General features: G+C 67.8%; 9 protein-coding genes, 1 tRNA gene and 1 rRNA gene. 6 read left to right on the top strand and 5 right to left on the bottom strand.

Annotated elements, in window-relative coordinates; translation table 11 throughout:
- The first annotated feature begins 91 nt into the window (after positions 1-91).
- Genes ACXI0U_RS14090 through ACXI0U_RS14080 form a run of 3 tightly spaced genes read left to right on the top strand, consistent with a single transcriptional unit; the run spans position 92 to position 18,800 of the window.
- Positions 92-15,652, top strand: a complete 15,561-nt coding sequence (locus ACXI0U_RS14090) for a Calx-beta domain-containing protein (protein WP_479550419.1) — start codon at positions 92-94, stop codon at positions 15,650-15,652.
- 60 nt (positions 15,653-15,712) lie between these two features.
- Positions 15,713-17,398: an ATP-binding cassette domain-containing protein gene (locus tag ACXI0U_RS14085; protein ID WP_431482279.1), complete on the top strand. Its 1,686-nt coding sequence runs from the start codon at positions 15,713-15,715 to the stop codon at positions 17,396-17,398.
- On the top strand, positions 17,391-18,800 hold the full coding sequence (locus ACXI0U_RS14080) for an HlyD family type I secretion periplasmic adaptor subunit (RefSeq protein WP_052351440.1): 1,410 nt from the start codon (positions 17,391-17,393) through the stop codon (positions 18,798-18,800). Before ACXI0U_RS14085 ends, ACXI0U_RS14080 begins: the two co-directional genes overlap by 8 nt.
- 122 nt (positions 18,801-18,922) lie before the next feature.
- Here ACXI0U_RS14080 and ACXI0U_RS14075 read toward each other — a convergent pair whose 3' ends face one another.
- The 3 genes from ACXI0U_RS14075 to ACXI0U_RS14065 all read right to left on the bottom strand — a co-directional run bounded on the left by ACXI0U_RS14075 (position 18,923) and on the right by ACXI0U_RS14065 (position 21,233).
- Positions 18,923-19,480 (bottom strand): prolyl hydroxylase family protein, encoded by a 558-nt coding sequence (locus tag ACXI0U_RS14075; RefSeq protein ID WP_043246372.1) that lies wholly within the window; start codon positions 19,478-19,480, stop codon positions 18,923-18,925.
- A gap of 120 nt (positions 19,481-19,600) precedes the next feature.
- Positions 19,601-20,173, bottom strand: coding sequence for a cysteine dioxygenase family protein (locus ACXI0U_RS14070; RefSeq protein WP_479550418.1), 573 nt, complete (start codon positions 20,171-20,173; stop codon positions 19,601-19,603).
- Between the two features lie 163 nt (positions 20,174-20,336).
- Positions 20,337-21,233: a DMT family transporter gene (locus tag ACXI0U_RS14065; protein ID WP_479550417.1), complete on the bottom strand. Its 897-nt coding sequence runs from the start codon at positions 21,231-21,233 to the stop codon at positions 20,337-20,339.
- A gap of 122 nt (positions 21,234-21,355) precedes the next feature.
- On the opposite strand from ACXI0U_RS14065, the gene ACXI0U_RS14060 reads away from it, so the two are divergent.
- Positions 21,356-22,687, top strand: a complete 1,332-nt coding sequence (locus ACXI0U_RS14060; protein WP_479550416.1) for an aminotransferase-like domain-containing protein — start codon at positions 21,356-21,358, stop codon at positions 22,685-22,687.
- 11 nt (positions 22,688-22,698) lie between these two features.
- On the opposite strand, the gene ACXI0U_RS14055 is transcribed toward ACXI0U_RS14060, so the two are convergent.
- Both ACXI0U_RS14055 and ACXI0U_RS14050 read right to left on the bottom strand, forming a co-directional pair.
- Complete coding sequence (locus ACXI0U_RS14055; RefSeq protein WP_479550415.1) at positions 22,699-23,901, bottom strand: GGDEF domain-containing protein; 1,203 nt, start codon at positions 23,899-23,901, stop codon at positions 22,699-22,701.
- Positions 23,902-24,068: 167 nt separating this feature from the next.
- Positions 24,069-24,254, bottom strand: a complete 186-nt coding sequence (locus tag ACXI0U_RS14050) for a carbon storage regulator (RefSeq protein ID WP_021219945.1) — start codon at positions 24,252-24,254, stop codon at positions 24,069-24,071.
- 695 nt (positions 24,255-24,949) lie between these two features.
- Between ACXI0U_RS14050 and ACXI0U_RS14045 the strand changes: the two genes are divergently transcribed.
- A 16S ribosomal RNA gene (locus tag ACXI0U_RS14045) occupies positions 24,950-26,486 on the top strand.
- Positions 26,487-26,581: 95 nt separating this feature from the next.
- A tRNA-Ile gene (locus ACXI0U_RS14040) sits at positions 26,582-26,658 on the top strand.
- Positions 26,659-26,676: the final 18 nt, after the last annotated feature.

Here is a 26,676-nt window from a genome sequence, read left to right as displayed (position 1 = left end):
GATACCGATCCGTCCAGCGCACGCACCTGTTCCGGGTGCGTGCGCGTTTTCCCAGTACAGGCTGTAAACAGCATCCGCAGGAGTAGCCGAGATGGCTGAATTGACGAGCGCGCAGATCGAAACCCTGGTACGTGCCGTTCAGGTGGTGACGGACTTCCTGACCGGCCATGCGCCCGCCGAGGTCACCTCGCTGGAGCAGGCCCTGCAGACCATGCACGACATGCTCCTGGCCGCCGGCATCCCGCTGCAGATGGCTGCGGCCCTGCGCCAGGCCATGGCGGCCCAGGCCAGCGCCGCCGTCGCCGGCAACGCTGCGGTGGACGCCAGCGCCTGGGTCAAGGGCTGGCTCGCGGAGGCTCAGTTCCCGGCCCAGCCGGACGCACCGGCCGAGCGCCACGACGGCGTCCAGGCCCTGGAGGCGACCCCGCTGCCCGGCCAGGCCGACGCTGCGCCGATCCCCGGCCCGTCGCCCTTCGACAGCACCTACCGCCCCGAGATCACCGGCCTGTTCGGTCAGGACATCGGCCTCGACCAGCAGGCCGTGACCTTCCGCCCCGAGCAGGCTGCGCTTACCGGTGACGCCACCGGCAGCGGCATGCTGCCGCCCGGCGTACCGCCGGAACTGGCCATGCTCAACCTCGACGGCATGGGCCCGGGCCTGCTCGGCGGCGTCAGCTCCGGCATCGGCACCGGTGCGGCCAGCCAGGGCACCTCCGGCGTCGCCGGTGGCGGCCTCGGCGTGTTCCCCAACCTGCGCGGCGACACCGGCATCGGCAGCAGCCTGTCCGCGGGCACCAACAGCGAGCTGCCGGCGGGCTTCGAGCCGCCGGCCGCACCGACCCTGAGCGGTGATACCAGCGAGCCGGTCTCGGTGCTCAGTGTCGCCGGCGCCCCCGAGGTGCTGGAGGGCGACGACGGCGAGACCCTGGTGCTGGTCTTCACCGTCAGCCGCAGCGGCGGCACCGGCGCCAGCCAGGTGCAGTGGAACCTCGATGGCCTGGACCCGGCCCTGTTCGGCGGCAACCTGCCCGGCGGCCTGCTGGCCTTCGCCGAAGGGCAGATGACCCAGGAGATCCGCATCGAGGTGCCTGGCGACTACTTCGCCCAGGGCGACCGCACCGCCACCGTAACCCTCAGCGGCCCCAGCGCCGGCAGCCAGCTCGGCCAGCCCAGCGCCAGCACCCAGATCCTCGACAACGAAGCCACCGTCAGCGTCGTCGCCACCCGCCTGCAGGTGCTCGAAGGCGATGAGGGCGACCAGCAACTGCTGACCTTCGTCGTCACCCGTGACAACGGCCGCGCCGCCGCCACCGTCGACTGGAGCGCCAGCGGTCTGGACGCGGCCGACATCGGCGGCCCGCTGCCCTCCGGCACCCTGACCTTCGGCGTCGGCGAGGTGAGCAAGACCATCACCATCCCGCTGCTGGGCGACCGCGTGGTCGAGCCCAGCGAAGTGCTCACGGTCACCCTGGGCAACCCCAGCGCCAACCTCATCATCGGCACCGCCAGCGCCAGTACCACCGTGGTCAACGACGACGGCCTGGTGTCCATCCGCGCCAACCAGGCCCAGGTCACCGAGGGCGACAGCGGCACCACCACCACGGTCAGCTTCACCGTCACCCGTACCGACGCCCAGAGCAGCGGCTCGGTGCGCTGGTCGGTCAGCGGCGTCGATGCCGACGACCTGGTCGAAGGCATCAGCGGCGGCACCCTGGAGTTCGCCGCCGGCGAGACCAGCCGCGAGATCGTCCTCACCGTGCGCGGCGACCGCGATGTGGAAGATGACGAAACCCTCACCGTCAGCCTGCAGAGCGACCAGAGCAACCTGCGGGTTTCCGGCGGCAGCGCCAGCACCCAGCTCGTCAACGACGACACCGGCGTCAGCCTGCGCGGCGTGACCATGGATGTGGTCGAAGGCGGCCAGGGCCAGCAGACCGCGATCACCTTCCTGGTGACCCGCTCCGAGCTGCTGGGCCAGGACCTCACCATCGACTGGCGCTTCGTGCGGGTCGGCGCCCACGCCGCCGACGCCAACGACTTCATCGCCGGGCAGAACCAGCTCGGCATGGCCGATGGCATGCCCAGCGGCAGCGTCACCTTCGCCGCCAACGAGACCCAGAAGCTGGTCACCGTCTGGGTCAAGGGCGACAACCTGGCGGAAACCGACGAGACCTTCGGCATCGTGCTGCACAACCCGCCGGCCGGCGTGCAGGTCATCAACGGCGAGGCCTACGGCACCATCCGCACCGACGAATCCACCTACAGCATCGAGGCGCTGACCGCGTCCACCACCGAGGGCAACGGCACCGGTGGCGTGCAGGCCTTCGTCATCACCCGCACCGGCAACACCAGTGGCGCCGGGCAGATCGGCTACCAGATCGCCGGCTACGGCGAGCTGCCGGCCGACGTCAACGACTTCGCCGCCGACCAGCCCATGAGCGGCGTGGTGCAGTTCGCCGCCGGCGAGAGCAGCAAGGTCATCTACGTGCGCCTCAACGGCGACAGCCTGATCGAGGGCACCGAGAGCTACACCGTGGCCCTGCAGGCCCAGGACGCCAACAGCCAGATCGACGTCGGCGCGGCCCTGGCCAGCATCGACCCGGACGACCAGGCGGTGTCCATCACCGCGCGCAGCGCCAACGTCCGCGAGGGCACCAGCGCTGCGCCGGTGCTGGAATTCGTGGTCACCCGCAGCGGCGAGCTGTCGCTGCCGGGCACCGTGCAGTGGCACGTGCAGGGCTACGGCAACAACCCGGTGGACGCGGCCGACTTCGGCGGCACCCTGCCGTCCGGCACCATCGAGTTCGCCGCCGGCCAGAGCAGCGCGGTGATCCGCTTCAGCCCCAGCCCGGACAGCCAGTACGAACCCACCGAGGGCCTGCAGGTGGTGATCGCCACCAGCACCCCGGGCATGACCGTGGTCCAAGACCGTGCCACCGGCAGCCTGATCAACGACGACGCGCGCCTGACCCTCGACGGCAGCGGCCTGACCGCCGCCGAAGGCAACAGCGACACCCCGCGCCAGCTCAACTTCACCGTGCAGCGCCAGGGCGACCTGACCCAGAGCGTCAGCGTCGACTGGCGCGTGGTGTTCGGCAACGACGCCGACTCCGCCAGCCTCGCCGACTTCCTCGCCGGCACCGCCTTCAGCGGCACCCTGGAGTTCGGCCGTGGCGTGCAGAGCCTGGTGGTCACCCTGCCGCTGTCCCCGGACAACCTGCTGGAGGCCAACGAAACCTTCCAGGTGGTGCTGAGCAACCCCAGCGCCGGCGCCGAGATCTCCGTCGGCCAGGCCACCGGGGTGATCCGCAACGACGACGTGGTGTTCAACCTGCTGTCCCAGGCCGACAGCTTCGAAGGCAGCGGCGGCACCCGTGAGCTGCGCTACGTGGTCGAGCGCAGCGGCGACCTCGCCGGCAGCGACACCATTACCTGGAGCCTCGCGCCCGGCGCCCTCAACGGCGTGGACGGCAGCGACTTCGTCGGCGGCGTGCTGCCCAGCGGCACCCTGGTCTTCGCCGCGGGCGTCGATCGTCTGGAGATCGTCCTGCACATCGCCCCCGACTCGCAGCTCGAAGGCGACGAGAGCTTCGTCCTCAGCCTCGGCACGCCGAACCCCGGCGCCACCGTGGGCAACGGCAGCATCAACGGCCAGCTGCTCAACGACGACCAGCAGTTCGCCATCCAGGCCCAGGCCGCCAGCGTCAACGAAGGCGGCGACGGCCAGGTGGCCGAGCTGAGCTTCCTGGTCAACCGCAGCGGCTACCTGGGCGGCACCGGCAGCGTCGCCTGGCGCGTGGTGGGCGAGGGCGGCAACCCGGTGGACGGTGCCGACTTCGTCGGGGGCGTGCTGCCCGGCGGCATTCTCGACTTCGCCAGCGGCGACACCAGCAAGACCATCACCCTGCAGGTGGCCGGCGACTACCGCCTGGAGGCCAGCGAAGGCCTGCGCGTGGAGCTCTACGACCCGGCGACCGGCTCCAGCCTGGGCACCGCCTCGGCGTCGGCCACCGTCACCAACGACGACACCGGCCTGGCCATCGCCACCACCCGCAGCGGCCTGGTGGAAGGCGACAACGGCAGCGTCATCCATGAATTCACCGTGACCCGCTCCGGCGTCACCAGCGGCACCACCACCGTGGACTGGAGCCTCTCCGGCCAGGTGGACGCAGCCGACTTCGCCGGTGGCGTGCTGCCGGCCGGCACCCTGACCTTCGCCCCGGGCGAGACCAGCAAGGTGATCCAGGTCGCCGTGCGTGGCGACCGCGACGTCGAGGGCGACGAGGCCTTCACCCTCACCCTGGGCAATGCCAGCGGCCACGCCGAGATCCTCACCGGCCAGGCCCAGGGCAGCATCGTTTCCGACGACGTGGGCATCCGCATCCAGGCGCAGCAGGCCGAGGTGGCCGAAGGCGCCACGGGCGAGACCCAGGTGCTGCGCTTCACCGTCACCCGCAGCGGTGACCTGTCCGGCCCGGTCAGCGTGACCTGGACCGCCAGCGGCCTGCAGGCCGACGACTTCGCCGCCGGCACCGCCCTCAACGGCCTGGTGCAGTTCGCCGCCGGCGAGACCTCCAAGGTGATCGAACTGACCCTGGCCGGCGACGCCGTGCTGGAAAGTGACGAGACCCTCACCCTGACCCTGGGCAACCCGGCGGAGAACCCCGCCCACGACCAGACCCAGCTGCTCACCGGCAGCGCCAGCACCCTGGTGCGCAACGATGACGTCGGCCTGTCCATCGTCGCCGACCAGGCCAGCGCCGCCGAAGGCGATGCCGGCCAGGAGCGCAGCTTCACCTTCACCGTCACCCGCTCCGGCGACCTGCGCGCCACCAGCGTCGACTGGAAGGTGCAGGTGGGGCAGGGCGTCGACGCCGCCAGCCTCGCCGACTTCATCAGCGGCCAGGACGCCCTGGGCGCGAACGGCGGCCTGCCGTCCGGCACCCTGCAGTTCGCCGAGGGCCAGACCAGCGCCCAGGTCACCGTGCGCGTGTCCGGCGATGGCCACATCGAGCTGGACGAGACCTTCGGCGTCAGCCTGGAGGCCCGTGACGGCAACACCGAACTGACCGTCGGCAGCGCCGACAGCCGCATCGACAACGACGACCTGGGCTTCTCCATCAGCCCGCTCGCCGCCGACAAGGCCGAAGGCCACAGCGGCACCACCGCCTTCACCTTCACCGTGACCCGTGCCGGCGACCTGGGCTCGGCCGCGCTGGTGGACTGGTCCCTGGCCGGCATCGCCAATGCCGCCGACTTCGACGCCAGCACCGGCACCCTGAGCTTCGCCGCCGGCGAGGCCAGCAAGACCCTGACCGTGCTGGTCAAGGGCGACCTTGTGGTGGAAGCCGACGAGACCTTCAGCGTCAACCTGGGCAACGCCCGCCTGGGCGACGGCACCCCGCAGAGCGTGGTGGACGGCAGCGCCGAAGGCGTGATCCGCAACGACGACCAGGGCTTCGCCGTGGTCGCCGAGCGCGCCACCGTCAGCGAAGGCACCGGCGGCAGCCAGACGGTGATCTACCGCATCGTGCGCAGCGGCGAGCTGTCCGGCAGCGCCACGGTCGACTACGCCGTCAGCGGCGCCAATGGCGGCGATGCCAGCGACACCCTGGGCGGCCTGCCCAGCGGCACCCTGACCTTCGCCCCGGGCCAGTCCGAGCTCACCGTCAGCTTCGAGCTGGTCGGCGACAGCCGCGTGGAGGGCAGCGAGGCCTTCACCTTGACCCTGAGCAACCCCAGTGCGGGCCTGGTAACCGGCGCCACCGCCACCACCACCGTGCAGGACGACGACACCAACTTCAGCATCAGCGCCCCGGCGGAACAGGCCGAGGGCGCCCAGGGCGCCTTCACCGACATCACCTTCACCGTCACCCGCAGCGGCCTGAGCACGGCCGCCGGCACCGTGCAGTGGCGCCTGAAGAGCGCCACCGGCCTGGACACCAGCGACTTCGCCAGTGGCCAGGACGGCAACGGCAACAACGGCGGCCTGCCCAGCGGCACGGTGAGCTTCACCGCCAACGGCAGCGACACCCAGACCATCACCATCCGCGTGCGCGGCGACAACCTGGTGGAGGCCGACGAGCTGCTCCAGGTGGAACTGTTCAACCCGCAGGGCGGCACCGTCGAAGCGGGGCAGGGCAGCGCCAGCACGCGCATCCTCAACGACGACGCCAGCTTCGCCATCGTCGCCGACGCCGCGAGCCTGGCCGAAGGCAACAGCGGCGAGCGCCTGGTGAGCTTCACCGTGACCCGCAGCGGCTCCCTCGCCGGCAGCCGCGACCTGACCTGGACCCTGAGCGGCGGCCTCGACGCCGCCGACCTCGGTGCCGGCCAGGGCAGCACCGGCACCCTCAGCTTCATCGATGGCCAGGCCACCGCCACCGTGGTCATCCGCGTCAAGGGCGACTCGGTGTACGAGGGCGACGAAGCGGTCACCGTGACCCTGTCCAACCCGCCGGCCAACAGCGTGATCGGCACCGCCAGCGCCACCACCACCCTGACCAACGACGATGCCACCCTGAGCATCAGCGCGCTGTCGGCGGACAAGGGCGAGGGCAACAGCGGCTACGTGGACTTCACCTTCAGCGTCAGCCGGGGCGGCTACCTGAGCCAGGCCAGCAGCGTGCAATGGCGTGTCGACCCGAGCGTGGCCAATGCCGTGGACGGTGCCGACTTCTATGGCAGCCAGCCGGGTGGCGTGCTGCTCGATGGCGACGGCATCCCCTACGGCACCCTGAACTTCGCTGCGGGGGAGAACAGCAAGACCATCACCGTGCGCATCGCTGCCGACAGCAAGCTGGAGGCCAACGAGGTGCTCAAGCTGGTGCTGGAGAACGCCTCCGCCGGCACCGAGATCACCACCGGCAGCGCCACCGGCACCGTGCGCAACGATGACGCGGAGCTGAACATCACCGCCGGCACCACCAGCCGCAGCGAGGGCGACGGCGTCCACGGCACCGGTGCGCCCTTCACCTACACCGTGACCCGCACCGGCAACCTGGACCAGGCCAGCACGGTGAACTGGAGCGTCCAGCACCTGGACACCAATGCCGCCGACTTCACCAACGGCTCGGCCTACCTGACGCCCTCCGGCACCCTGAGCTTCGCCGCCGGCGAGAGCAGCAAGACCATCACCGTCTACGCCTACGGCGACACCGGCGTGGGCAGCGTCGAGGGCAACGAGCGCTTCAACCTAGTGCTCAGCGGCGCCAGCAGCGGCACCTCCATCGGCGCCAATGGCAGCTACCAGAGCACCATCACCAACGACGACACCCGGGTCACCGTCGAGTGGGCCCAGGCCCGCCAGGCCGAGAAGGTCGCCGGCGAGAACACCACCTACACCATCACCCTGACCCGCAGCGGCGACCTGGCCAAGACCTCCACCGTCAACTGGAGCACCACCGGGCAGGACATCTGGGAATACGGCAGTGGCCGCTGGGAATACGCGGCCGACGGGGCCGACTTCAATGGCGGCACCCTGCCTTCGGGCAGCGTGACCTTCGCCAGCGGCGAGACCAGCAAGACCATCACCCTCACCGTACGCGGCGACGACACGGTGGAGGACGACCAGTGGTTCAAGGTGCTGTTCAGCAACGCCGGCGGCATCGACGAGCTGGTGGCCCCGCAGACCGGCAGCCAGAACATCTACACCACCGACCCCGCGCTGCAGACCAACACCAGCGCCAGTGGCGTGTACCTGTTCGGCGAGATCCAGCGCGACGAGGCGGAGTTCTACATCCAGGACACCCCGACCACCGGCCGCACCCGCGCCGAGGGTGACACCGTGGCCGACGGCGGCAACGCGGCCGATGGCTACATCGAGCACACCTTCGCCGTGTACCGCACCGTTTCCACTGCCGGCACCGCCTGGGTGGACTGGGCCGTGCAGACCAGCGTCAGCGGCTACACCGCCACCGGCGCCGCCGACTTCTGGAACGACACCGTACCCTCCGGCCGCGTGGAGTTCGTCGATGGCCAGTCGGTGGCCTACGTCACCATCCGCACCAAGGTTGACGATGCCGGCGAGCAGGACGAGGCCTTCCGCCTCTACCTCACCCAGGCCAGCCCGGGCAGCAGCATCCAGGGCGGCTCCACCGCCAACCCCGGCTACGTCAACAACCACGTGGTGCTGCAGAACGACGACACCCGCTTCGATGCCAGCGTGGCGCACGTCAACGAAGGGCAGGACCTCGTCTACACCATCACCCGCAGCGGCGACCAGCGCGGCTCGGATTCGGTGGACTGGTCCATCCAGCTGGGCGGTTCCGAGAGCACCAACGAGACCAACAACACCCGCAGCACCTGGTACAAGCTCGACCCCGCCGACCTGGACATGGACTGGATCCTGGCCAACAACCCGGGCCTGTCGTGGAACGCCGGCACACGCACCCTGAGCGGCAGCTTCACCTACACCGATGGCCAGCTGACCAAGACCATCAGCCTGCGCACGATCAACGACGGCCTCGCTGAGACCTGGCGCGAGGAAGCCACCCTGGTGCTGGGCAACCCGCAGAACCTGGATGGCGACATCGAGACGCCCTCCATCGGCTCCAGCGCCACGGGCCGCGTCTACGACGACGAGCCGGCCGCGCTGCTGGGCGTCAGCGCCGGCAGCACCCAGGTGTTCGAGGGCAGCGCCGCCAGTACCAGCGTGACCTTCACCATCACCCGCACCGTGCAGCCCGGCGGCAGCATCGACTACGCCAGCTCCGTGGCCTGGCAGATCGTCGGCAACAACATCAACTGGGGCGGCGCCAACGGCGGCCAGGTGAGTGGCTACGGTGGCAACACCGCCTGGTCCACCTCGCCCTACTCCAACACCACCTACGGCGTGGTCAGCTTCGCCGCCGGCGAGACCAGCAAGCAGGTGACCGTGACCTTCGGTGGCGACACCGTGATCGAGCCGGACACCGGCCTCACCCTGACCCTGCTGGACCCGCTGACCGCCTACAACAACGGCCTGATCAGCGGCACCTACCGTGACGAGTACGGCCCCACCAACATCGACCCGGGCCAAGCCAGCGCCAGCACCACCCTGCGCAACGACGACATCCGCCTGTGGGTGGGCGGCTTCGGCAACGCCACCCCGAGCGTCGCCGGCTACGAAGGCCAGCCGCTGAACGTCTCCATTTCGCGTTCCGGCCGCCTGGATGACGACGTGACGCTGAACTACACCCTGGTCAGCGGCACCGCCGGCAGCGCCGACTTCGTCAGCACCAGCGGCAGCTTCACCCTCGTCGGCGGGCAGAGCAGCTACGTCATCTCCCTGGCCAACCTGCTCAAGCTCGATGGCAGCATCGAGAGCACCGAGGGCTTCACCCTGCGCCTCAGCGCGCCGGGCGACACCACCGGCTCCACCGTGCGCTTCGGCAGCGACGCCTCCGTGGCCAGCACCGCCACCAGCATGGATGTCGCCGGCACCCTCTACGATGCCGACACCGCCTACAGCATCACCCCTGTCTCCAGCAGCCTGGCGGAAACCGGCGCCGGCCAGTCCGCGACCTTCTCGCTCAACGTGGTGCGCAGCGGCTACATCGGTTCCGGCACGGTGAAATGGCGCGTGGAAGGCATCGGCGGCAACGCGGCGGATGCCTCCGACTTCACCGGCGGCGTGCTGCCCAGCGGCACCCTGGGCTTCGCCGATGGCGTCACCACCGGCACCATCACCTTCTCCGTGCGCGGCGACGGCACGGTGGAGGCCAACGAAACCTTCCGCGTGGTGTTCTACGAGGAGACCCTCAACGGCCCGGGCGTGACCCGCAGCCTGTCGCAGAACAGCTCGACCCTGACCATCACCAACGACGACACCGGCATCAGCATCGCCGACGCCTCGATCACCGAGAGCGACGCCAACCAGGTGCTGACCTTCACCGTCACCCGTTCCGGCGTGACCAGCGGCGCCTCGTCCATGAGCTGGTCGCTGCTGCACGACAGCACCAGCGCCGCCGATTTCAGCGGCGCCACCAGCGGCAGCCTGAGCTTCGCTGCCGGCGAGACCAGCAAGACCATCAGCGTGACCGTGGTCGGCGACGTCACGCCCGAGCAGGTGGAGCAGTTCCGCATTGTCCTCGGCAGCTTCAGCGGCGACATCAGCGACCCGATCCGCACCACCGCCACCGGCACCATCCGCAACGACGACGCGACCTTCGCCATCGCGCCGCTGCAGGGGGCTACCAGCGAGGGCCAGGCGCAGACCTTCGTCATCACCCGCAGCCACAGCACCGAGCAGAACCAGACCATTAACTGGCAGATCCTGCTCAACGGCAGCGCTGATGGGGCGGACCTCAATGGCCAGGCGATGTCCGGCTCGGTGACCTTCGCCCCGGGCGAGCTGACCAAGACCATCAGCATCCAGTCCAGCCAGGACGCCGTGGCCGAGGTCGACGAGACCTACAGCGTGCAGATCAGCCTGGGCGCCGGCACCACCGGCGACACCATCAGCCAGGGCACGGCCGAAGGCACCATCCTCAACGACGATGCGGCCTTCAACATCAGCGCCGACCAGGTCAGCCGTGGCGAAGGGCAGAGCGGCACCACCGCCTTCACCTTCACCGTGACCCGCACCGGCGATACCAGCGGCAGTGCCTCGGTGGCCTGGCGCCTGGGTTCCAGCGCGGCCAACGCGGCGGACTTCGCCAGCGCCGACCTGCTGGGTGACAACGCCGGCCTGCCCAGCGGCAGCCTGGTGTTCGCCGACGGCGAGTCGAGCAAGACCATCACCGTGCTGGTGAACGGCGACACCCTGGTGGAAGGCGACGAGGCCTTCAACCTGGTGCTGGGCAACGCCAGTGGCGCGCAGATCCAGACCGGCAGCGCCAGCAGCACCATCCTCAACGACGACGCCAGCATCAGCATCGCCGCCACTGACGCCAGCAAGGCCGAGGGCAACAGCGGCACCACCGCCTTCACCTTCACCATCACCCGCAGCGGCTCGCTGGACCAGGCCAAGACCGTCGACTGGGCGGTGGTGGGCAGCGGCGCGCACCCGGCCGATGGCAGCGACTTCGCCCTCGGCGTGCTGCCTTCCGGCTCGCTGGTGCTGCCGGCCGGCCAGGCCAGCGTCACCCTCACCGTCAACGTGCGCGGCGACCTGCTGGCCGAGAGCGACGAGGGCTTCAGCCTGGTGCTGAGCAATCCCTCCAGCGGCCTGGTGATCGGCCAGGCCAGCGCCGATGGCCTGATCCGCGCCGATGACGTGGTGATCGACGTCGCCGCCCCGGCCGCCCAGGCGGAAGGCGACGACGGCCAGACCACCTGGTTCGACTTCGTGCTCACCCGCAGCGGCAAGCTCAGCGGCACCGAGACCATCAACTGGAGCGTCGCTGGCATCGGCGCCAACCCGGCCTCGGCGGATGACTTCCTCGCCACCAGCGGCAGCGTCACCTTCGCCGCCGGCCAGGAGCAGCTGACCATCCGCGTACCGGTGCGCGGCGACTACAGCGGCGAGGCCAACGAGGACTTCCGCCTCAGCCTGAACAGCGCCGACGGCGTGGTCTTCACCCAGGCCACGGCGGACGCCACCATCGTCAACGACGATGTCTCGGTGACCCTGGTCGCCACCGATGCGCGCCACGTCGAAGGCCACGACGGCGTGCAGACCGTCTACACCTTCACCGTCAGCCGCAGCGGCAACCTCGACCGCGCCACCAGCCTCGACTGGAGCCTGCAGGGCCTGGCCGATGCCGCCGACTTCCTCGGCGGCGTGCTGCCCAGCGGCAGCCTGAGCTTCGCCTCGGGCGACGCGGCCAGCCAGACCATCAGCATCGTGGTCCTCGGCGACCGCACCCTGGAGGGCGACGAGTCCTTCCAGGTGGTGCTGGGCAACGCGTCCGCCGGTACCGACATCAAGGTGGGCAGCGCCACCGGCACCATCGTCAGCGACGACGTGCAGTGGAACCTCGCCGTGGTCGCCACCCCGGTGGAAGGCGACAGCGGCTCCACCGGCTACAGCTTCCTGGTCACCCGCACCGGCAGCGGCCTGGCCACCAGCCTGGCCTGGAGCGTCGCCGGCAGCGGCGCCAACCCGGCCTCGGCGGACGACTTCGTCGGCGGCCAGCTGCCCTTCGGCGAACTGACCTTCGCTGAAGGCCAGATGAGCCAGACCGTGATCGTCTGGGTCGCCGGCGACAGCCGCCTGGAAGCGGACGAGGGCTTCACCCTCAGCCTGCAGGCGCCCAGCGACAGCCTCAGCCACACCTTCGCCAACCAGCAGGTGGACGCGGTGATCCGCAACGATGACGACGTGTTCGCCATCGCCCCGCGTGCCGCCGAGGCCAGCGAGGGCACCGCGCTGACCTTCACCGTGACCCGTACCGGCAGCACCGACGGTACGTCCACCGTGAGCTGGCGCATCGTCCACGGCGGCACCGACGCCAGCGACTTCAGCGTCACCAGCGGCACCCTGACCTTCGCCGACGGCCAGAGCGAGATGGTGCTGAGCATTCCGGTGCGCAGCGACCGCGATGTGGAGCTGGACGAAGGCTTCAGCGTCGAGCTGTACCAGCCGGGCGCCGGCAGCAGCATCGACCCGGCCGCCTCCAGCGCCGCCGGCACCATCCGCAACGACGACGTCGACTTGACCCTGGCCAGCGTCACCGCCCAGGCCTACGAAGGCGACGCCGGCACCCCGGGCCGCCTGCACTTCACCGTGACCCGCAGCGGCGACTCCAGCGGCGAGACCCGCGTCGACTGGGCCGTGCAGGCCGGCAGCGCCAGCGCCGCCGACTTCCCGGGCGGCGTGCTGCCCAGCGGCCAGCTGGTGTTCGCCGCCGGCGAGACCCACAAGGACATCTACATCGATGTGCTGGGCGACGGCCTGGACGAGGGCGACGAGCAGTTCACCCTGCAGCTGTCCAACCCCAGCGCCAACGCCGACATCCTCGGCAACGGCCAGGTCGGCACCATTCGCAACGACGACGACAGCCTCGCCCTGAGCGCGGTGACCCGCGAAGCGGTGGAGGGTGACGACGGCCTGACCCTGTTCACCTTCCGCATCGACCGCAGCGGTAGCTCGGTGGGCGCCGCCAGCGTCGACTGGCGCGCCGCCGGGGTGGGCACTCACGCCCTCAGCGACGCCGAGTTCGCCGCCCTTAGCGGCACCGTGCACTTTGCCGACGGCGAGACCAGCAAGACCTTCACCGTGGCCGTGCGTGGCGACGAGCTGGGCGAGGAGGACGAAAGCTTCCAGGTGTGGCTGGAGAACCCCAGCTACGGCTCCACCATCACCACCGGCCCGGTGGAATCGGTGGTGCTCAACGACGACCCGGTGCTGTGGATCGCCGCCGACGCCGCCCAGGTGGTGGAAGGCAGCGACGGCCAGCAGACCGCGGTGACCTTTACCGTGACCCGTGGCGGCGACCTCTCCGGCCCGGCCAGCGTGCTCTGGGACCTGGTGCCCAGCGGCGCCAACCCGGTTAACGCCGAGGACTTCGGCGGCATCTTCCTCAGCGGCGTGGTGGCCTTCGGCGCCGGCGAAACCAGCAAGACCATCACCGTTTACGTGGATGCCGACACCCTGGGCGAGCGCGACGAGACCTTCTCCGTGGTGCTCAGCGACGCCGAGGGGGCGACCATCCTTACGGGCGAGGCCAGCGTCACCCTCCTCAACGACGACCGTGGCCTGAGCATCGCGGTGCTCGGCAGTGATCGCCAGGACGAGGGCAACCAGGGCCAGGTGACCGAGTTCGTCTACCGCGTGGAGCGGGTGGGCGACAGCAACGGCAGCGTCAGCGTCGACTGGGCGCTGCAGGGCGCAGGCACCTACCCGGCCAACGCCGGCAGCTTCGTCGGCGGCGTGCTGCCTTCGGGCTCGCTGGTGTTCGCCGACGGCGAGACCTACAAGGACATCGTCATCCGCGTGCAGGGCGACGACGTGCTCGGCCCGGACCAGGGCTTCGAGGTGGTGCTCAGCGGCCCGCAGGGCATCGACCTGATCAACGACCGCGCCAGCGGCACCATCGTCAACGACGACAACCAGTTCGCCATCCGCGTGGTGGACAGCGTGCTGGCCGAGGGCAACGGCGGGGTGACCACCCTCTTCCGCTTCACCGTGACCCGCAGCGGCGACACCAGCTCGGCGGCGAGCATCGACTGGTCGGTGGCCGGCAGCGGCTCGGCACCGGCGGATGCGGCCGACTTCGTCGGTGGCGTGCTGCCCGGCGGCGTGCTGCAGTTCGCCGCCGGCGAGACCAGCAAGGTGCTGGAAGTGGCGGTGTACGGCGACGACATCGGCGAGTCCGACGAGCAGTTCACCGTGCAGCTTTCCAGCAGCGGCGGTGGCAGCAGCGTCAACCCGCTGCAGGGCAGCGCCCGCGCCACCATCCAGGGCGACGACGTGGCCCTGACCGTGCTGGCCATGGACAGCAGCCGCCTGGAAGGCGGCCCCGGCACCACCACGCCGCTGACCTACCGCATCCTGCGGGCGGGCCCGGACGACGCGGCGCTGACCCTCACCTACAGCATCGCCGGTGCGGTGGACGCCAACGACTTCACCCTGCCGCTGACCGGCACCATCACCCTGGCCGCTGGCGTCTCGGAGATGGTGTTCAGCCTGCCGATCCGTGGTGACTCCCTGCGCGAGGGCGACGAGTCCTTCACCCTGACCTTCAGCCACCCGGCCATCGCCGGCGGTTCCACCAGCCTCGGCGGGACCATCCGTGACGACGACCTGGGCCTGGTCATCAGCGGCCCGGACAGCGTGCTGGAGGGCGACGCGGGCGCCACCCTGGTGACCTACCAGGTGACTCGCAACCCGTCCGCCAGCGCCGAGACCTTCTACTGGAGCCTGCAACCGGGCGCCGGCCAGGGCGTGGACGCCGATGACTTCGGCGGCGCCTGGCCTTCCGGCAGCGTGACCTTCGCCGGCGGCAGCACCACCGCGAGCTTCAGCTTCTCGGTGAACGGCGACCGCGCGGTGGAGGCCGATGAGCTGATGTCCATCGTCCTGCGCTCGGCGGCCAACAGCCCCTATGTGCTGATCAGCAAGGACGTGACCCTGCGCAACGACGATGTCGCCGGCGCCGGCGATGACCTGCTCACCGGCACCTCGGGCGCCGACAACCTGGCCGGCCTGGGCGGTAACGACCGTCTGTTCGGCGGGGCCGGCAGCGACGTGCTCGACGGCGGCGATGGCGATGACCTGCTGGTGGGTGGCAGCGGTGCGGACGTGCTGCGCGGTGGCGCCGGTGCGGACCGCTTCCACTACACCTCGCCGGGCGATGGCATGGACGCGATCCTCGACTTCCAGGCCGGCGTCGATCACCTGACCTTCGACCCGACGGCCTTCGGTGGGCTGAGCAACCTGACCTCGGTGTCCCAGGCCTTCACCGGCGATGTGATGGACACCCTGGCCAAGCTCGCGGCCCAGGGCGATGCCGACGTGTACCGGGTGAGCTTCGCCTCCGGGCAGTTCCAGTTCGGCACCGGCAGCAACGGCCAGCTCGACGAGCTGGAGGCGATGATCAGCGGCAGCGGCCAGCACAGTGGCTCGGCCTTCTTCCTGATCTCCAACGGCGACGTCACCCGTTTGTACTACGACGCCGACACCGCCAGCGGCACGGACGGCAGCGGACTTGTCGCCCTGGCCGAGCTGGCCAACCAACCCGATGCGCACAACTTGCCACAGGACGTGATTCAACCTCACACGGTGTGACCCGATCCCCTCCGCGCTGCAACGCGGAGGGGATTTCCGCTTTTACCGAGTAGTACCGAGATGAACGAGTTTCTCCGCCGCATCGCCCTGCAGCCCAGGCTCCGCCTGGAATTGCTGCTGTCCTCGCTGTTGATCAACCTGCTCGGCCTGGCCAGCTCGCTGTACAGCATCCACGTGCTCAACCGCTACCTGGCCCTGGGGGTGGACGCGACCCTGCTGACCCTGACCCTGGGCGCACTGCTGGCGGTGGGCTTCGAGGTGCTGCTGCGCAACGCCCGCCTGCGGGTGGCCCAGTGGCTGTGCGCCCGCGCCGACACCGAGCTGGGCGAGACCCTGTTCGAGAGCAGCGCCCGTGGCCAGTACGCGCTGGTGGAGCAACTGCCCCACAGCGCCCGGCGCGAGATCCTTTCCGGGCAGGGCACGGTGCAGCAGTGCTTCGGCGCGCCGAACCTGGTGACCCTGCTGGACACGCCCTTCGCCTTCGTCTTCGTGGTGGTGCTGGGCATGCTCAGCCCCTTCCTCGCCGGCATGACCCTACTGGTGATGGCCGGTGTGGCGCTGGTCTCGCTGCTGGCCCAGCGCCGCCTGCGCGAGCCGATGGAAGCGCAGAGCCGCATCGCCATCCAGATGGCCGGCTACCAGCACAACCTCACCGCCGGCGGCGAGATGGTCCGCGCCTTCTCGGCGGCCGATGTGCTGAAGGAGAAGTGGCGCGCCTGCGCCGACGACCAGGCCGAGCAGCGCGCGCAGCTCAACCGCCTGCAGAACACCATGCAGAACGCCAGCTACGCCGGGACGCTGATCCTCGGCATGGTGATCATGGGCCTGGGCGCCCGCCAGGTGCTGGCGGGCAACCTCGATGTCGGCTCGCTGATCGGCTGCAACATCCTCGCCAGCCGTGCCCTGGCGGCGCTGACCCGGGCCCTGGGCCTGGGCGAGCAGATCGGCCGTGGCCAGCGCGCCCTGGACCTGGTGCGCCAGCTCTGCGCCATCCCCCGCGAGCGCGCCGAGGGCGTGCGCCTGGGGCAGATGCAGGGCGCCCTGCGCTTCGAGGATATGGCGTTCTCCTATCCCAAGCAGGCGGTGCCGGTGCTGGAACACTTCGACTACCAGTTGGAGGCCGGCAAGGTGCTGGCCTTCACCGGTGCCAACGGCAGCGGCAAGACCACCATGGCGCGGCTGCTGGTGGGCCTGCTGGAACCCCTGCGCGGGCACCTGCTGGTGGACGGCATGGACCTGCGCCAGGCCGACCCGCAATGGTGGCGCCGACAGGTGGCTTACCTGCCACAGGAGCCGCAGTTCTTCGACGGCACCCTGCGCGAGAACCTCTGCGTGCTGGCGCCGGAAACCCCGGACGCGCGTGTGCTGGAGCTGTGCCGCGAGCTGGCCGTGGGCGCCTTCGTCGAAGGCGGCGCCGAAGGCCTGGGCTTGGCCCTGCGCAACGGCGGCGCGAACATTCCGCTGGGCATCCGCCGGCGCCTGGCGCTGGTGCGCGCGGTGCTGGGGGAGGGGCGCCTGGTGGTGCTGGACGACCCCACCGAGGGTGTCGACGCCGAGGGCTGCAAGGCCATCGCCGCGCTGCTCAGCCGCCTGGCCCGGGAGGGCCGCACCCTGGTGGTGATGAGCAACGAGCCCTTCATCCTCGGGGCCGCCGATGCGGTCATCGACCTCAACCACAAGCCGGTGCCCCGCGTGCTGCGTGAACCCGCCCGCGAGCCCGCTCGCGCAGGAGCCAGCCATGTCTGAACAGAGCCTGCCCCTGGACGACCAGCCGACCCGCCTCGGCCGTGCCGCCGACCGCCTGTTGGGCACCTTCGAGAACCATCCGTTGCTGCGCCGCCTGGTGGGCATCTTCCTGCCGGCCCAGGGCGATGCATTGCCCGGCGACGAGCTGCTGGGCAGCCGCCTGACCATCCGCCTGCTGGCGCTGCTGCTGGGCGCGTTGCTGTTGTGGTCGGCGCTGTTCACCCTGGACATCGCCAGCCACTCCACCGGCGAGGTGGCCTCGATGGGGCAGACCAAGCTGGTGCAGCATCTGGAGGGCGGCATCGTCCGTCGCATCCTGGTGCGCGAGGGCCAGCGCGTGGCGGCCGGTGAGCCGCTGGCGGAGGTGGAGCGCGTCTCGACCCTTTCCGAGGGCCGCGAGACCGAGGCGCTGCTGAGCTCGCTGCGCATCCGCGCCATCCGCCTGGAGGCCCAGCTGGCCGGTGCCGACGAGATGCAGGTGCCGGAGGAGCTGGCCAAGGACTACCCCGAGCAGGTGAAGGTCAACCGCGACCTGTTCGTCGCCCAGAAGAGCCGCCTGGCCGGCCGCTACGAGGAGCAGCAGCAGAAGATCCTCCAGCGTGATGCCGAGGAGAAGGAGCTGAAGGCCCGTAGCGCGCACCTCAGCGCCAAGCTCAAGCTGCTGCGGCAACAGATCGCCATCAGCGAGAAGCTGATGAAGGAAGGCCTGGCCAACCGCTACGAGCACCTGGAGCTGCTCAAGGACGAGGAGCAGCTGCGCGGCACCCTGCAGGAAACCCAGGCGTCCCTCGGCCGCGTGCTGGCGGCCCAGCGCCAGGAGCAGGCGGCGCTGACCTCGCTGGATTCCGGCGGCAACGAGGAGCTGCAGAAGGAATTGGCCGAAGCGCGCCGGCAGATCACCGAGCTGCAGGAGCGCCTGCGCAAGTTCTCCGACAGCCGCGAGCGGCAGGTGGTGCGTTCGCCCATCGAGGGGGTGGTGATGACCCTGCAGGTGGTGACCGAGGGCGGTGTGATCCAGCCCGGCGGCACGCTGATGACCCTGGTGCCGGCCGACGAGCCGCTGATGATCGAGACCCGCCTGCCGGTGGGCGACATCGGCATGGTCAACCCGGGCCAGCAGGCGCGCATCCAGCTGGTGTCCTCGATTGCACGGGGCTTCCAGCCCATCGATGGCGAGGTGGTGGACATCAGCCCGGACTCGGTGCTCGACGAGCAGAAGGTGCCGTACTACCGCGTGCGCATCCGCCCGAACCAGGACGCCTTCGTCCACCGCGGCACCCGCTACCCGTTGCTGCCCGGCGTGCCGGTGAGCGTGGCGATCCTCACGGGCGAGCGCTCGCTGTTCAACTACATCGCCGGGCCGCTTACCGATGGCATGCACCGGTCGTTCAGCGAGCCGTGATGGGGCGGGGCGATCCCCTGGGGTGTTCGGTCTCCAGGCGCGGAGTGGTGGGCTGAAGCCCACCCTACGGCGGTTGCGTCATGGTCTGTAGATTGAATGCAGCCTGAGGCGTCCTGTGGCGATCAGGGCAGGCGGCGGTACATCACGTCGCTACGCAGCACGTACTTCACCCCGGCGGTGATGGGCGCGCCCTGGTGCATGATCGGGTGGGGGAAGACCAGCAGCATGCCAGCCTCGGGGCGGATGCTGTCTTCGCCACGGAACTGGGTCTCGCCGCCTTCGTAGTCGTCGTTGAGGTAGAGCAGGAAGGTCAGCTGGCTGATCTCGTCCTGGCTGCGGCGATAGAAACCGTCGCGGTGCCACTTGAAGTACTGCTCGGGCGTGTAGCGGTAGAAGCGGAAGCGCTCGTTGAGTCCCAGCAGTTCCCATTCGTTGTCCAGGCAGGCCGGCAGCCAGGGACGCGCGCGCTCCAGCAGCTGGCTGGCCAGCGCCGGGTCGTCGAAGAGGATGCGGTCGTTGTTGCGGATGTTCTTGTGGATCTCGTGCGCGCCGTCGCGCATCTGGATGGCCGCCTCCTCGTAGCCCATGGCTTCGCTCATGCGAATGTGGGCCTGGCATTCCTCACGGGTGAGGAAGCCGTGGATGAGAAAGCGGGCGATGCCGAAGTCGGTCTTTTCCATGTCCTGTCCTTGCCGGGGCCTGGCCCCTCGTCCCTGAACCGCGCGGCCGTGAGCCGTCGGCGGATGCTAGGGCGCGGCGGCGTGGCTGTCGAGACGCGGATGCGGAGGCTGTGACGGACTCTAGTGCGATGCGTTGTGCTCGACCTCGGTGAGCTGCCGGGTGCCGCTGGCCACATCGTAGATATGGAAGTTGTGCATCAGCCGGCCATAGAGATGCAGGCTGACGGCGCGTGGGCGTTCGGCGGGCACGCCGGTGATGTGGATGTGGTCGGGGTCGGGCACGAAGCTGGTGACGGCGCCGCTGGGCAGCAGGATGACGCCGCCGCGGGCGAGCTCGATGCCCTCGTCGCGGTTGCGCTCGCTGTTCATGCAGATGTAGCTGCGCTCCTCGAGCACGCCTTCGACGATGCCGACCACGCCCCAGCTGCCGTGGTCGTGCACGGGCGTCCATTGGCCGGGCATCCACACCAGGGCGTAGAGCGAGAGGTCGTCGTTGGCCGAGCGGTGGATGAGGTTGCGCGCGTAGTGCGTCGGGTCGCTGCGGTAGTGCTCGGGCTCGAGGAAACCGGGGGCGTTGTGGATCAGCTCGGCCATGCAGGGCGCGAGGGCGGCGACGCAATCGCAGGGGGAGGATTGCTGGTGACTCAGTTCGGTGGCGTGTTCGATGAACCAGTTCAATACGGACTTCGGCATGTGCGGCACCTTCCAGTGGTTGCGCTCAGCTCGTGGCTGAGGCCGATGCTGTTTCGCCGGTGGGCGAGGGCAGGGTCATGGCGATGCCGGGATCGCCGGGATCGCCTCCGCACTGACTGTAGACGGTTTGCGCGCGGCTGCCGTGGAGCGCCGGGACGGGCGGTCAGCGAGCGAAACGGCGTGCGCCGGCGACGCAGAGGATGACCGCCAGGGTGACGCCGAGCATGGCGGGGCTGACGTCTTCGTGCAGCAAGCCGGCCGCCAGTGCCAGGCCGAAGAAGGGCTGTAGCAGTTGCAGCTGGCCGACGGCGGCGATGCCACCCTGGGCGAGGCCGCGGTACCAGAAGACGAAGCCGATGAGCATGCTGAACAGCGAGACGTAGCCGAGGCTGAGCCAGGTGGGCAGGCTGATTGTGGTGAGGGAGGGCGGCAGGTACATCAAGGTGGCGATGGCCATGATCGGCAATGACAGGACCAGTGCCCAGCAGATCACCTGCCAGCCACCCAGCGCTCTCGACAGCTTGGCGCCTTCGGCATAACCGAGCCCGCAGACGACGATGGCCAGGAGCATCAGCAGATCGCCCTGGGGCGACGCGGTGAGCCCCTGGGAGAGGGCGAAGCCGACCACCAGCAGGCTGCCCAGTATCGAAAAGGCCCAGAATGCGGCAGCTGGACGCTCCCCGCCGCGCACCACGCCGAATAGGGCGGTGGCCAGGGGCAGCAGGCCGAGGAAGACGATGGAGTGGGCGGAGGTGACGTATTGCAGGGCCAGTGCGGTGAGCAGGGGGAAGCCGAGCACGACGCCCAGCGCGACGACGGCCAGGGGCAGCAACTGTTGGCGGGTTGGGCGCCGCTCGCCGGATGCCAGCAGCAGGCACAGGGCGAGGAGGCCGGCGATGCTGGCGCGGGCGACGGTGAGGAAGGTGGGGTCCAGTTCCTGCACGGCGAAGCGTGTGGCGGGCAGCGAGCCGCTGAAGATGAGCACGCCGATGAAGCCATTGATCCAGCCGCTGGCGGAGGGGGCGGCGAGCGTCGGGGTGTTGGGGAGGGCTGCTTTCATGGTGGCTCGCTGTCCGTGCTGGTTCTGGGGGAGTGGCCCGCTGCGGCGCTTGGCCGGCTTGCGTGGGGCGGATGCTATGACCAAGAATCAGCACAATCAAAATATTGTCATGGATACATCTGATGCCACGCTCCCGCTACAAGGCCCTGGTCGATGCGTTTGCCGCTGATATCCGCTCCGGGCGCTTGTCGCCGGGTACACGCCTGCCGACCCATCGCCAATTGGCGGCGGAGCAGGGGCTGGCGTTGGTCACCGCGTCCCGCGTCTATGCGGAACTGGAGACGATGGGGCTGGTGAGCGGGGAGACAGGGCGTGGAACCTTCGTCAGGGAGGTGTCGCTGCCGCCCGGGCTGGGGGTGGATCAGCAGGACGTCGAGGCCGGGATGATCGACCTCAATTTCAACTACCCCTCGGTGCCGGGGCAGGCGGAGCTGTTGCGCACAGCACTGCGCCAGTTGGCGCTGAGTGGGGACCTGGAAGCGCTGCTGCGCTATCAACCCCATGGTGGGCGCCTGCACGAGCGCGCGGTGATGGCCCGTCATCTGATTGGCCGGGGGCTGGAGGTGGCGGCGCAGCAGGTGCTGATCGTCAACGGCGCCCAGCACGGGCTGGCGGTGGCGATGATGGCGCTGCTGCAGCCGGGTGATGTGGTGGCGGCGGATGCCCTGACTTATCCCGGCTTCAAGGTACTGGCGGAGGCGTTGCGGGTGGAGCTGGTGGCCATTCCATGTGGCGCTACAGGGCCGGATCTCGCTGCCCTGGAAAGGCGTTGCCGGGAACGACCGGTGCGGGTGCTCTACACCATGCCGACGTTGCACAACCCGCTGGGCTGGGTGATGCCGATCGAGCAGCGGGAGCGCCTGGTGGCGATCGCGCGGCGCCATGAACTGCGCATCATCGAGGACGCGGCCTATGCCTTTCTCGCCGAGGGGGCGCCGCCTCCTGTTGCGGCATTGGCGCCGGAGCGGACGGTCTATGTATCCGGGTTCTCGAAAAGCGTGGCGACGGGATTACGGGTTGGCTTCGTGGCGGTGCCTGCATCCCTGGTGCCGGCACTGGAGCGCACCATCCGTGCGACCGCATGGAATACAGCGGGGGTACTGACGGCGATTGCCTGTGGCTGGGTGGAGGACGGCACCGTGGCCCGGCTGGAAGCGCAGAAGCGCGAGGACGCCCGGGCCAGGCAGGCACTGGCCGGTGAGTTGCTGGCGGGGTTGCCGGTGGTGCGGCATTCCGATTCGTATTTCCTCTGGTTGCCGCTAGCGGAGGATGCCCGTGCCGATCAGGTGGCGATGGCGCTGATGCGCGAGCAGATATCGGTCTCGACTGCCGAACCTTTCGCCATATCCCTCCATGTGCCCCATGCGTTGCGGCTGGCATTGGGCTCGGTGGAAATACCGGTGCTGCAGGGAGCGTTGGCGCGGGTGAAGTCGGTGGTGGAGGCGCACCTATAAAGGAGGGCGTTTCAGAGGTCGACGGTTTCCACCCGTTCTACCCGGTCGCGCTGGCGCTTGGCGCGGTAGAGGGCCTTGTCCACCGCTTTGAGCAGGACTTCGAACTGCGGCGCGCTGCCAATGGTGCCGCTGTCGGCCAGGCCGGCGCTGAAGCCGAGGTGCAGGGGCAGGGTGGGGGAGACGGGGTCGCGCCTGAGGGTGTCGCGCAGGCGGGCCATGAAATTCTGCGCCTGCTGGATATCGGTATGGGGGAAAAGCAGTAGAAATTCCTCGCCGCCCCAGCGCACGAAGATGTCGCTCTGGCGCTTGAGGCGGTTGACCGTGTCGGAGAAGGCCTGCAGGGCAGCGTCACCGGCGGCGTGGCCGTACTGGTCGTTGATCGCCTTGAAGTGGTCGAGGTCGATCATGGCGACGGCCATGGGACTGCGTTGCTCGGCGGCCTGGGCCCATTCCCGATTGAGGATGGGGGCAGCGCCGCGGCGGTTGAGGGCGCCGGTCAGGGTGTCGGTGATGCTCAGTTGCTGCACGTGCTGACGCAGTTGCTCCTGGAGCATCAGCGCGTAGCTGAGGGTGAACAGGAACGAGACCATGAAGTCCATGAGCAGCGCGTTGATGGAGGGCAGGTCGGGGCGGTCGAAGGGCAGCGGCGGGATCGGGTGCAGGGTTAGCACGATCAGCGTCCAGCCGTGGAAGAGGATCAGCGCGGACTGCCCGGCGAGCAGGCCCCAGGCACCGCGATAGCGCTTGCGCAACTGGAGGGTGATGTTCAGCTGCAGGGCGATGGTCAGGCTGATGGCCAGCGAGAACCACGGAATGATGTAGCTGCCGTGCAGGACGATCACGGCGACGACGCCGTAGAGCAGGGCGGGGCCGAAGCCGATCTTCAGGTGCCAGCCGCGACTGTCGCTGCGTTCCATCAGGTGATAGAGGGCGAGGGTGTGGCTGCCGATGGCCATCAACAACAGCGCGGTGCCGGCGACGAAGGCCACCGCTGGCGGGAACAGGCCGAGCCAGGACAGCGCGCCGGCGGCAATTTCTGGTTGCATCAGGGCGACGAGGCGGTAGGCGGCCAAAAGCAGGTCCCCGGCTATCCACCAGTGCAGCGATGAATTGCCCTTGCCCAGGCCGACGTAGGACAGGCAGAGGAGCAGCATCGTCATGAGGCCGAACGGTGTGATGATCAGGAGCAGGGTGACGGGGTCGTTCAGTAGCATCGGGGGTTGCGCTCGGCGCGTGGGATTGAGCCTGGATGACGCCATATGGCGGGCGGCTGTAGGACGAGCGCTCGCGTGCTGATGCGGCTGCCTGTGGCGCGCTGGGGATGGCGGGGTGGAGGGCTCGCTGCCATCTCCATCCCCTCTATATATAGATAAGGCGTGGCTCAGCAGGTGCTCAGTTGCTGGCGCTCCTTGCAGATGCGCTCGTAGATCTCTTCGCGGTGGACGGCGACATTCCGCGGGGCTTCGATGCCCAGCTTGGTCTGCGAGCCCTGGGTGGCGATCACTCTGACGACGATGCCGTCCCCGATCTGGAAGTGTTCACCGACTTCGAATGTCAGCTCCTGCATGGAGGTTCCTCTTCTATATGGCTGTGCCGGGTTGGCAAACGGTTCCGGGCTTTGAGTGGTTTGACGGCCATCGGTTCAGTGAATCGACTGGCAGGCGTGTCAGGAAGCGGTGGCTGTCGCACTCCAGAGCGCTCCCGCGAAAAGATTTCAATAAAGTGTTGACGTGCCGTTTCTGATCCCTATAATGCGCACCACTTCCACAGCAGAAGCCAAGAAAAACCTCTTGTAAATCAAAAGGTTAAGTAAAGGTAGAGTGATTTGATTTAGGTCGAATCGATGCGGTGGAAGGGTGGTGCCAGGTTGGGTTTTGGTGTCGCCAGCCTCTTCCGGATGAGTTCGAAAGAAGCTGAAAAAGAGGTGTTGACAGTGAGTTGAAACGCTGTAGAATTCGCCTCCCGCTGATGTGAAGCGAAAGATTCACGGAAGGCGCAAGTCGTTGAGTAGAAAGAAAAAATTCTTCGAAAAACAGCTTGACAGATAGAAAGGCTGCTGTAGAATGCGCGGCCTCGATTGAGACGAAAGACTTAATCGAAATTGCTCTTTAACAATTTGAATCAAGCAATTCGTGTGGGTGCTTGTGATGTAAGGCTGGTAGTCGACTGATTATCAGCAACACAAGTAACACTCGTGAATTCGAGAGTTTATTTGCGATTGCTGAGCCAAGTTTAGGGTTTTCTCAAAATCCAAGCAGTATTGAACTGAAGAGTTTGATCATGGCTCAGATTGAACGCTGGCGGCAGGCCTAACACATGCAAGTCGAGCGGATGAGTGGAGCTTGCTCCATGATTCAGCGGCGGACGGGTGAGTAATGCCTAGGAATCTGCCTGGTAGTGGGGGACAACGTTTCGAAAGGAACGCTAATACCGCATACGTCCTACGGGAGAAAGCAGGGGACCTTCGGGCCTTGCGCTATCAGATGAGCCTAGGTCGGATTAGCTAGTTGGTGAGGTAAAGGCTCACCAAGGCGACGATCCGTAACTGGTCTGAGAGGATGATCAGTCACACTGGAACTGAGACACGGTCCAGACTCCTACGGGAGGCAGCAGTGGGGAATATTGGACAATGGGCGAAAGCCTGATCCAGCCATGCCGCGTGTGTGAAGAAGGTCTTCGGATTGTAAAGCACTTTAAGTTGGGAGGAAGGGCAGTAAGTTAATACCTTGCTGTTTTGACGTTACCGACAGAATAAGCACCGGCTAACTTCGTGCCAGCAGCCGCGGTAATACGAAGGGTGCAAGCGTTAATCGGAATTACTGGGCGTAAAGCGCGCGTAGGTGGTTCAGCAAGTTGGATGTGAAAGCCCCGGGCTCAACCTGGGAACTGCATCCAAAACTACTGAGCTAGAGTACGGTAGAGGGTGGTGGAATTTCCTGTGTAGCGGTGAAATGCGTAGATATAGGAAGGAACACCAGTGGCGAAGGCGACCACCTGGACTGATACTGACACTGAGGTGCGAAAGCGTGGGGAGCAAACAGGATTAGATACCCTGGTAGTCCACGCCGTAAACGATGTCGACTAGCCGTTGGGATCCTTGAGATCTTAGTGGCGAAGCTAACGCGATAAGTCGACCGCCTGGGGAGTACGGCCGCAAGGTTAAAACTCAAATGAATTGACGGGGGCCCGCACAAGCGGTGGAGCATGTGGTTTAATTCGAAGCAACGCGAAGAACCTTACCTGGCCTTGACATGCTGAGAACTTTCCAGAGATGGATTGGTGCCTTCGGGAACTCAGACACAGGTGCTGCATGGCTGTCGTCAGCTCGTGTCGTGAGATGTTGGGTTAAGTCCCGTAACGAGCGCAACCCTTGTCCTTAGTTACCAGCACGTTATGGTGGGCACTCTAAGGAGACTGCCGGTGACAAACCGGAGGAAGGTGGGGATGACGTCAAGTCATCATGGCCCTTACGGCCAGGGCTACACACGTGCTACAATGGTCGGTACAAAGGGTTGCCAAGCCGCGAGGTGGAGCTAATCCCATAAAACCGATCGTAGTCCGGATCGCAGTCTGCAACTCGACTGCGTGAAGTCGGAATCGCTAGTAATCGTGAATCAGAATGTCACGGTGAATACGTTCCCGGGCCTTGTACACACCGCCCGTCACACCATGGGAGTGGGTTGCTCCAGAAGTAGCTAGTCTAACCGCAAGGGGGACGGTTACCACGGAGTGATTCATGACTGGGGTGAAGTCGTAACAAGGTAGCCGTAGGGGAACCTGCGGCTGGATCACCTCCTTAATCGAAGACATCAGCTTCTTCATAAGCTCCCACACGAATTGCTTGATTCACTTGCGAAAAGCGATTGGGTTGTTAGACCCGAGAGTAAGACGATTGGGTCTGTAGCTCAGTTGGTTAGAGCGCACCCCTGATAAGGGTGAGGTCGGCAGTTCGAATCTGCCCAGACCCACCAATTGTCATGGGCGTGGCA

The organism is Pseudomonas sp. C9D1 (assembly GCF_056491235.1).
This window is presented reverse-complemented; position numbering and strand designations above follow the sequence as displayed.

Excerpts from the sequence above, each read along its gene's own strand:
- ACXI0U_RS14085 (WP_431482279.1), top strand. The coding sequence starts at position 15,713 with ATGAACGAGTTTCTCCGCCGCATCGCCCTGCAGCCCAGGCTCCGCCTG.
- ACXI0U_RS14065 (WP_479550417.1), bottom strand. The coding sequence starts at position 21,233 with ATGAAAGCAGCCCTCCCCAACACCCCGACGCTCGCCGCCCCCTCCGCC.
- ACXI0U_RS14060 (WP_479550416.1), top strand. The coding sequence starts at position 21,356 with ATGCCACGCTCCCGCTACAAGGCCCTGGTCGATGCGTTTGCCGCTGAT.
- ACXI0U_RS14090 (WP_479550419.1), top strand. The coding sequence starts at position 92 with ATGGCTGAATTGACGAGCGCGCAGATCGAAACCCTGGTACGTGCCGTT.
- ACXI0U_RS14070 (WP_479550418.1), bottom strand. The coding sequence starts at position 20,173 with ATGCCGAAGTCCGTATTGAACTGGTTCATCGAACACGCCACCGAACTG.
- ACXI0U_RS14080 (WP_052351440.1), top strand. The coding sequence starts at position 17,391 with ATGTCTGAACAGAGCCTGCCCCTGGACGACCAGCCGACCCGCCTCGGC.
- ACXI0U_RS14055 (WP_479550415.1), bottom strand. The coding sequence starts at position 23,901 with ATGCTACTGAACGACCCCGTCACCCTGCTCCTGATCATCACACCGTTC.
- ACXI0U_RS14050 (WP_021219945.1), bottom strand. The coding sequence starts at position 24,254 with ATGCAGGAGCTGACATTCGAAGTCGGTGAACACTTCCAGATCGGGGAC.
- ACXI0U_RS14075 (WP_043246372.1), bottom strand. The coding sequence starts at position 19,480 with ATGGAAAAGACCGACTTCGGCATCGCCCGCTTTCTCATCCACGGCTTC.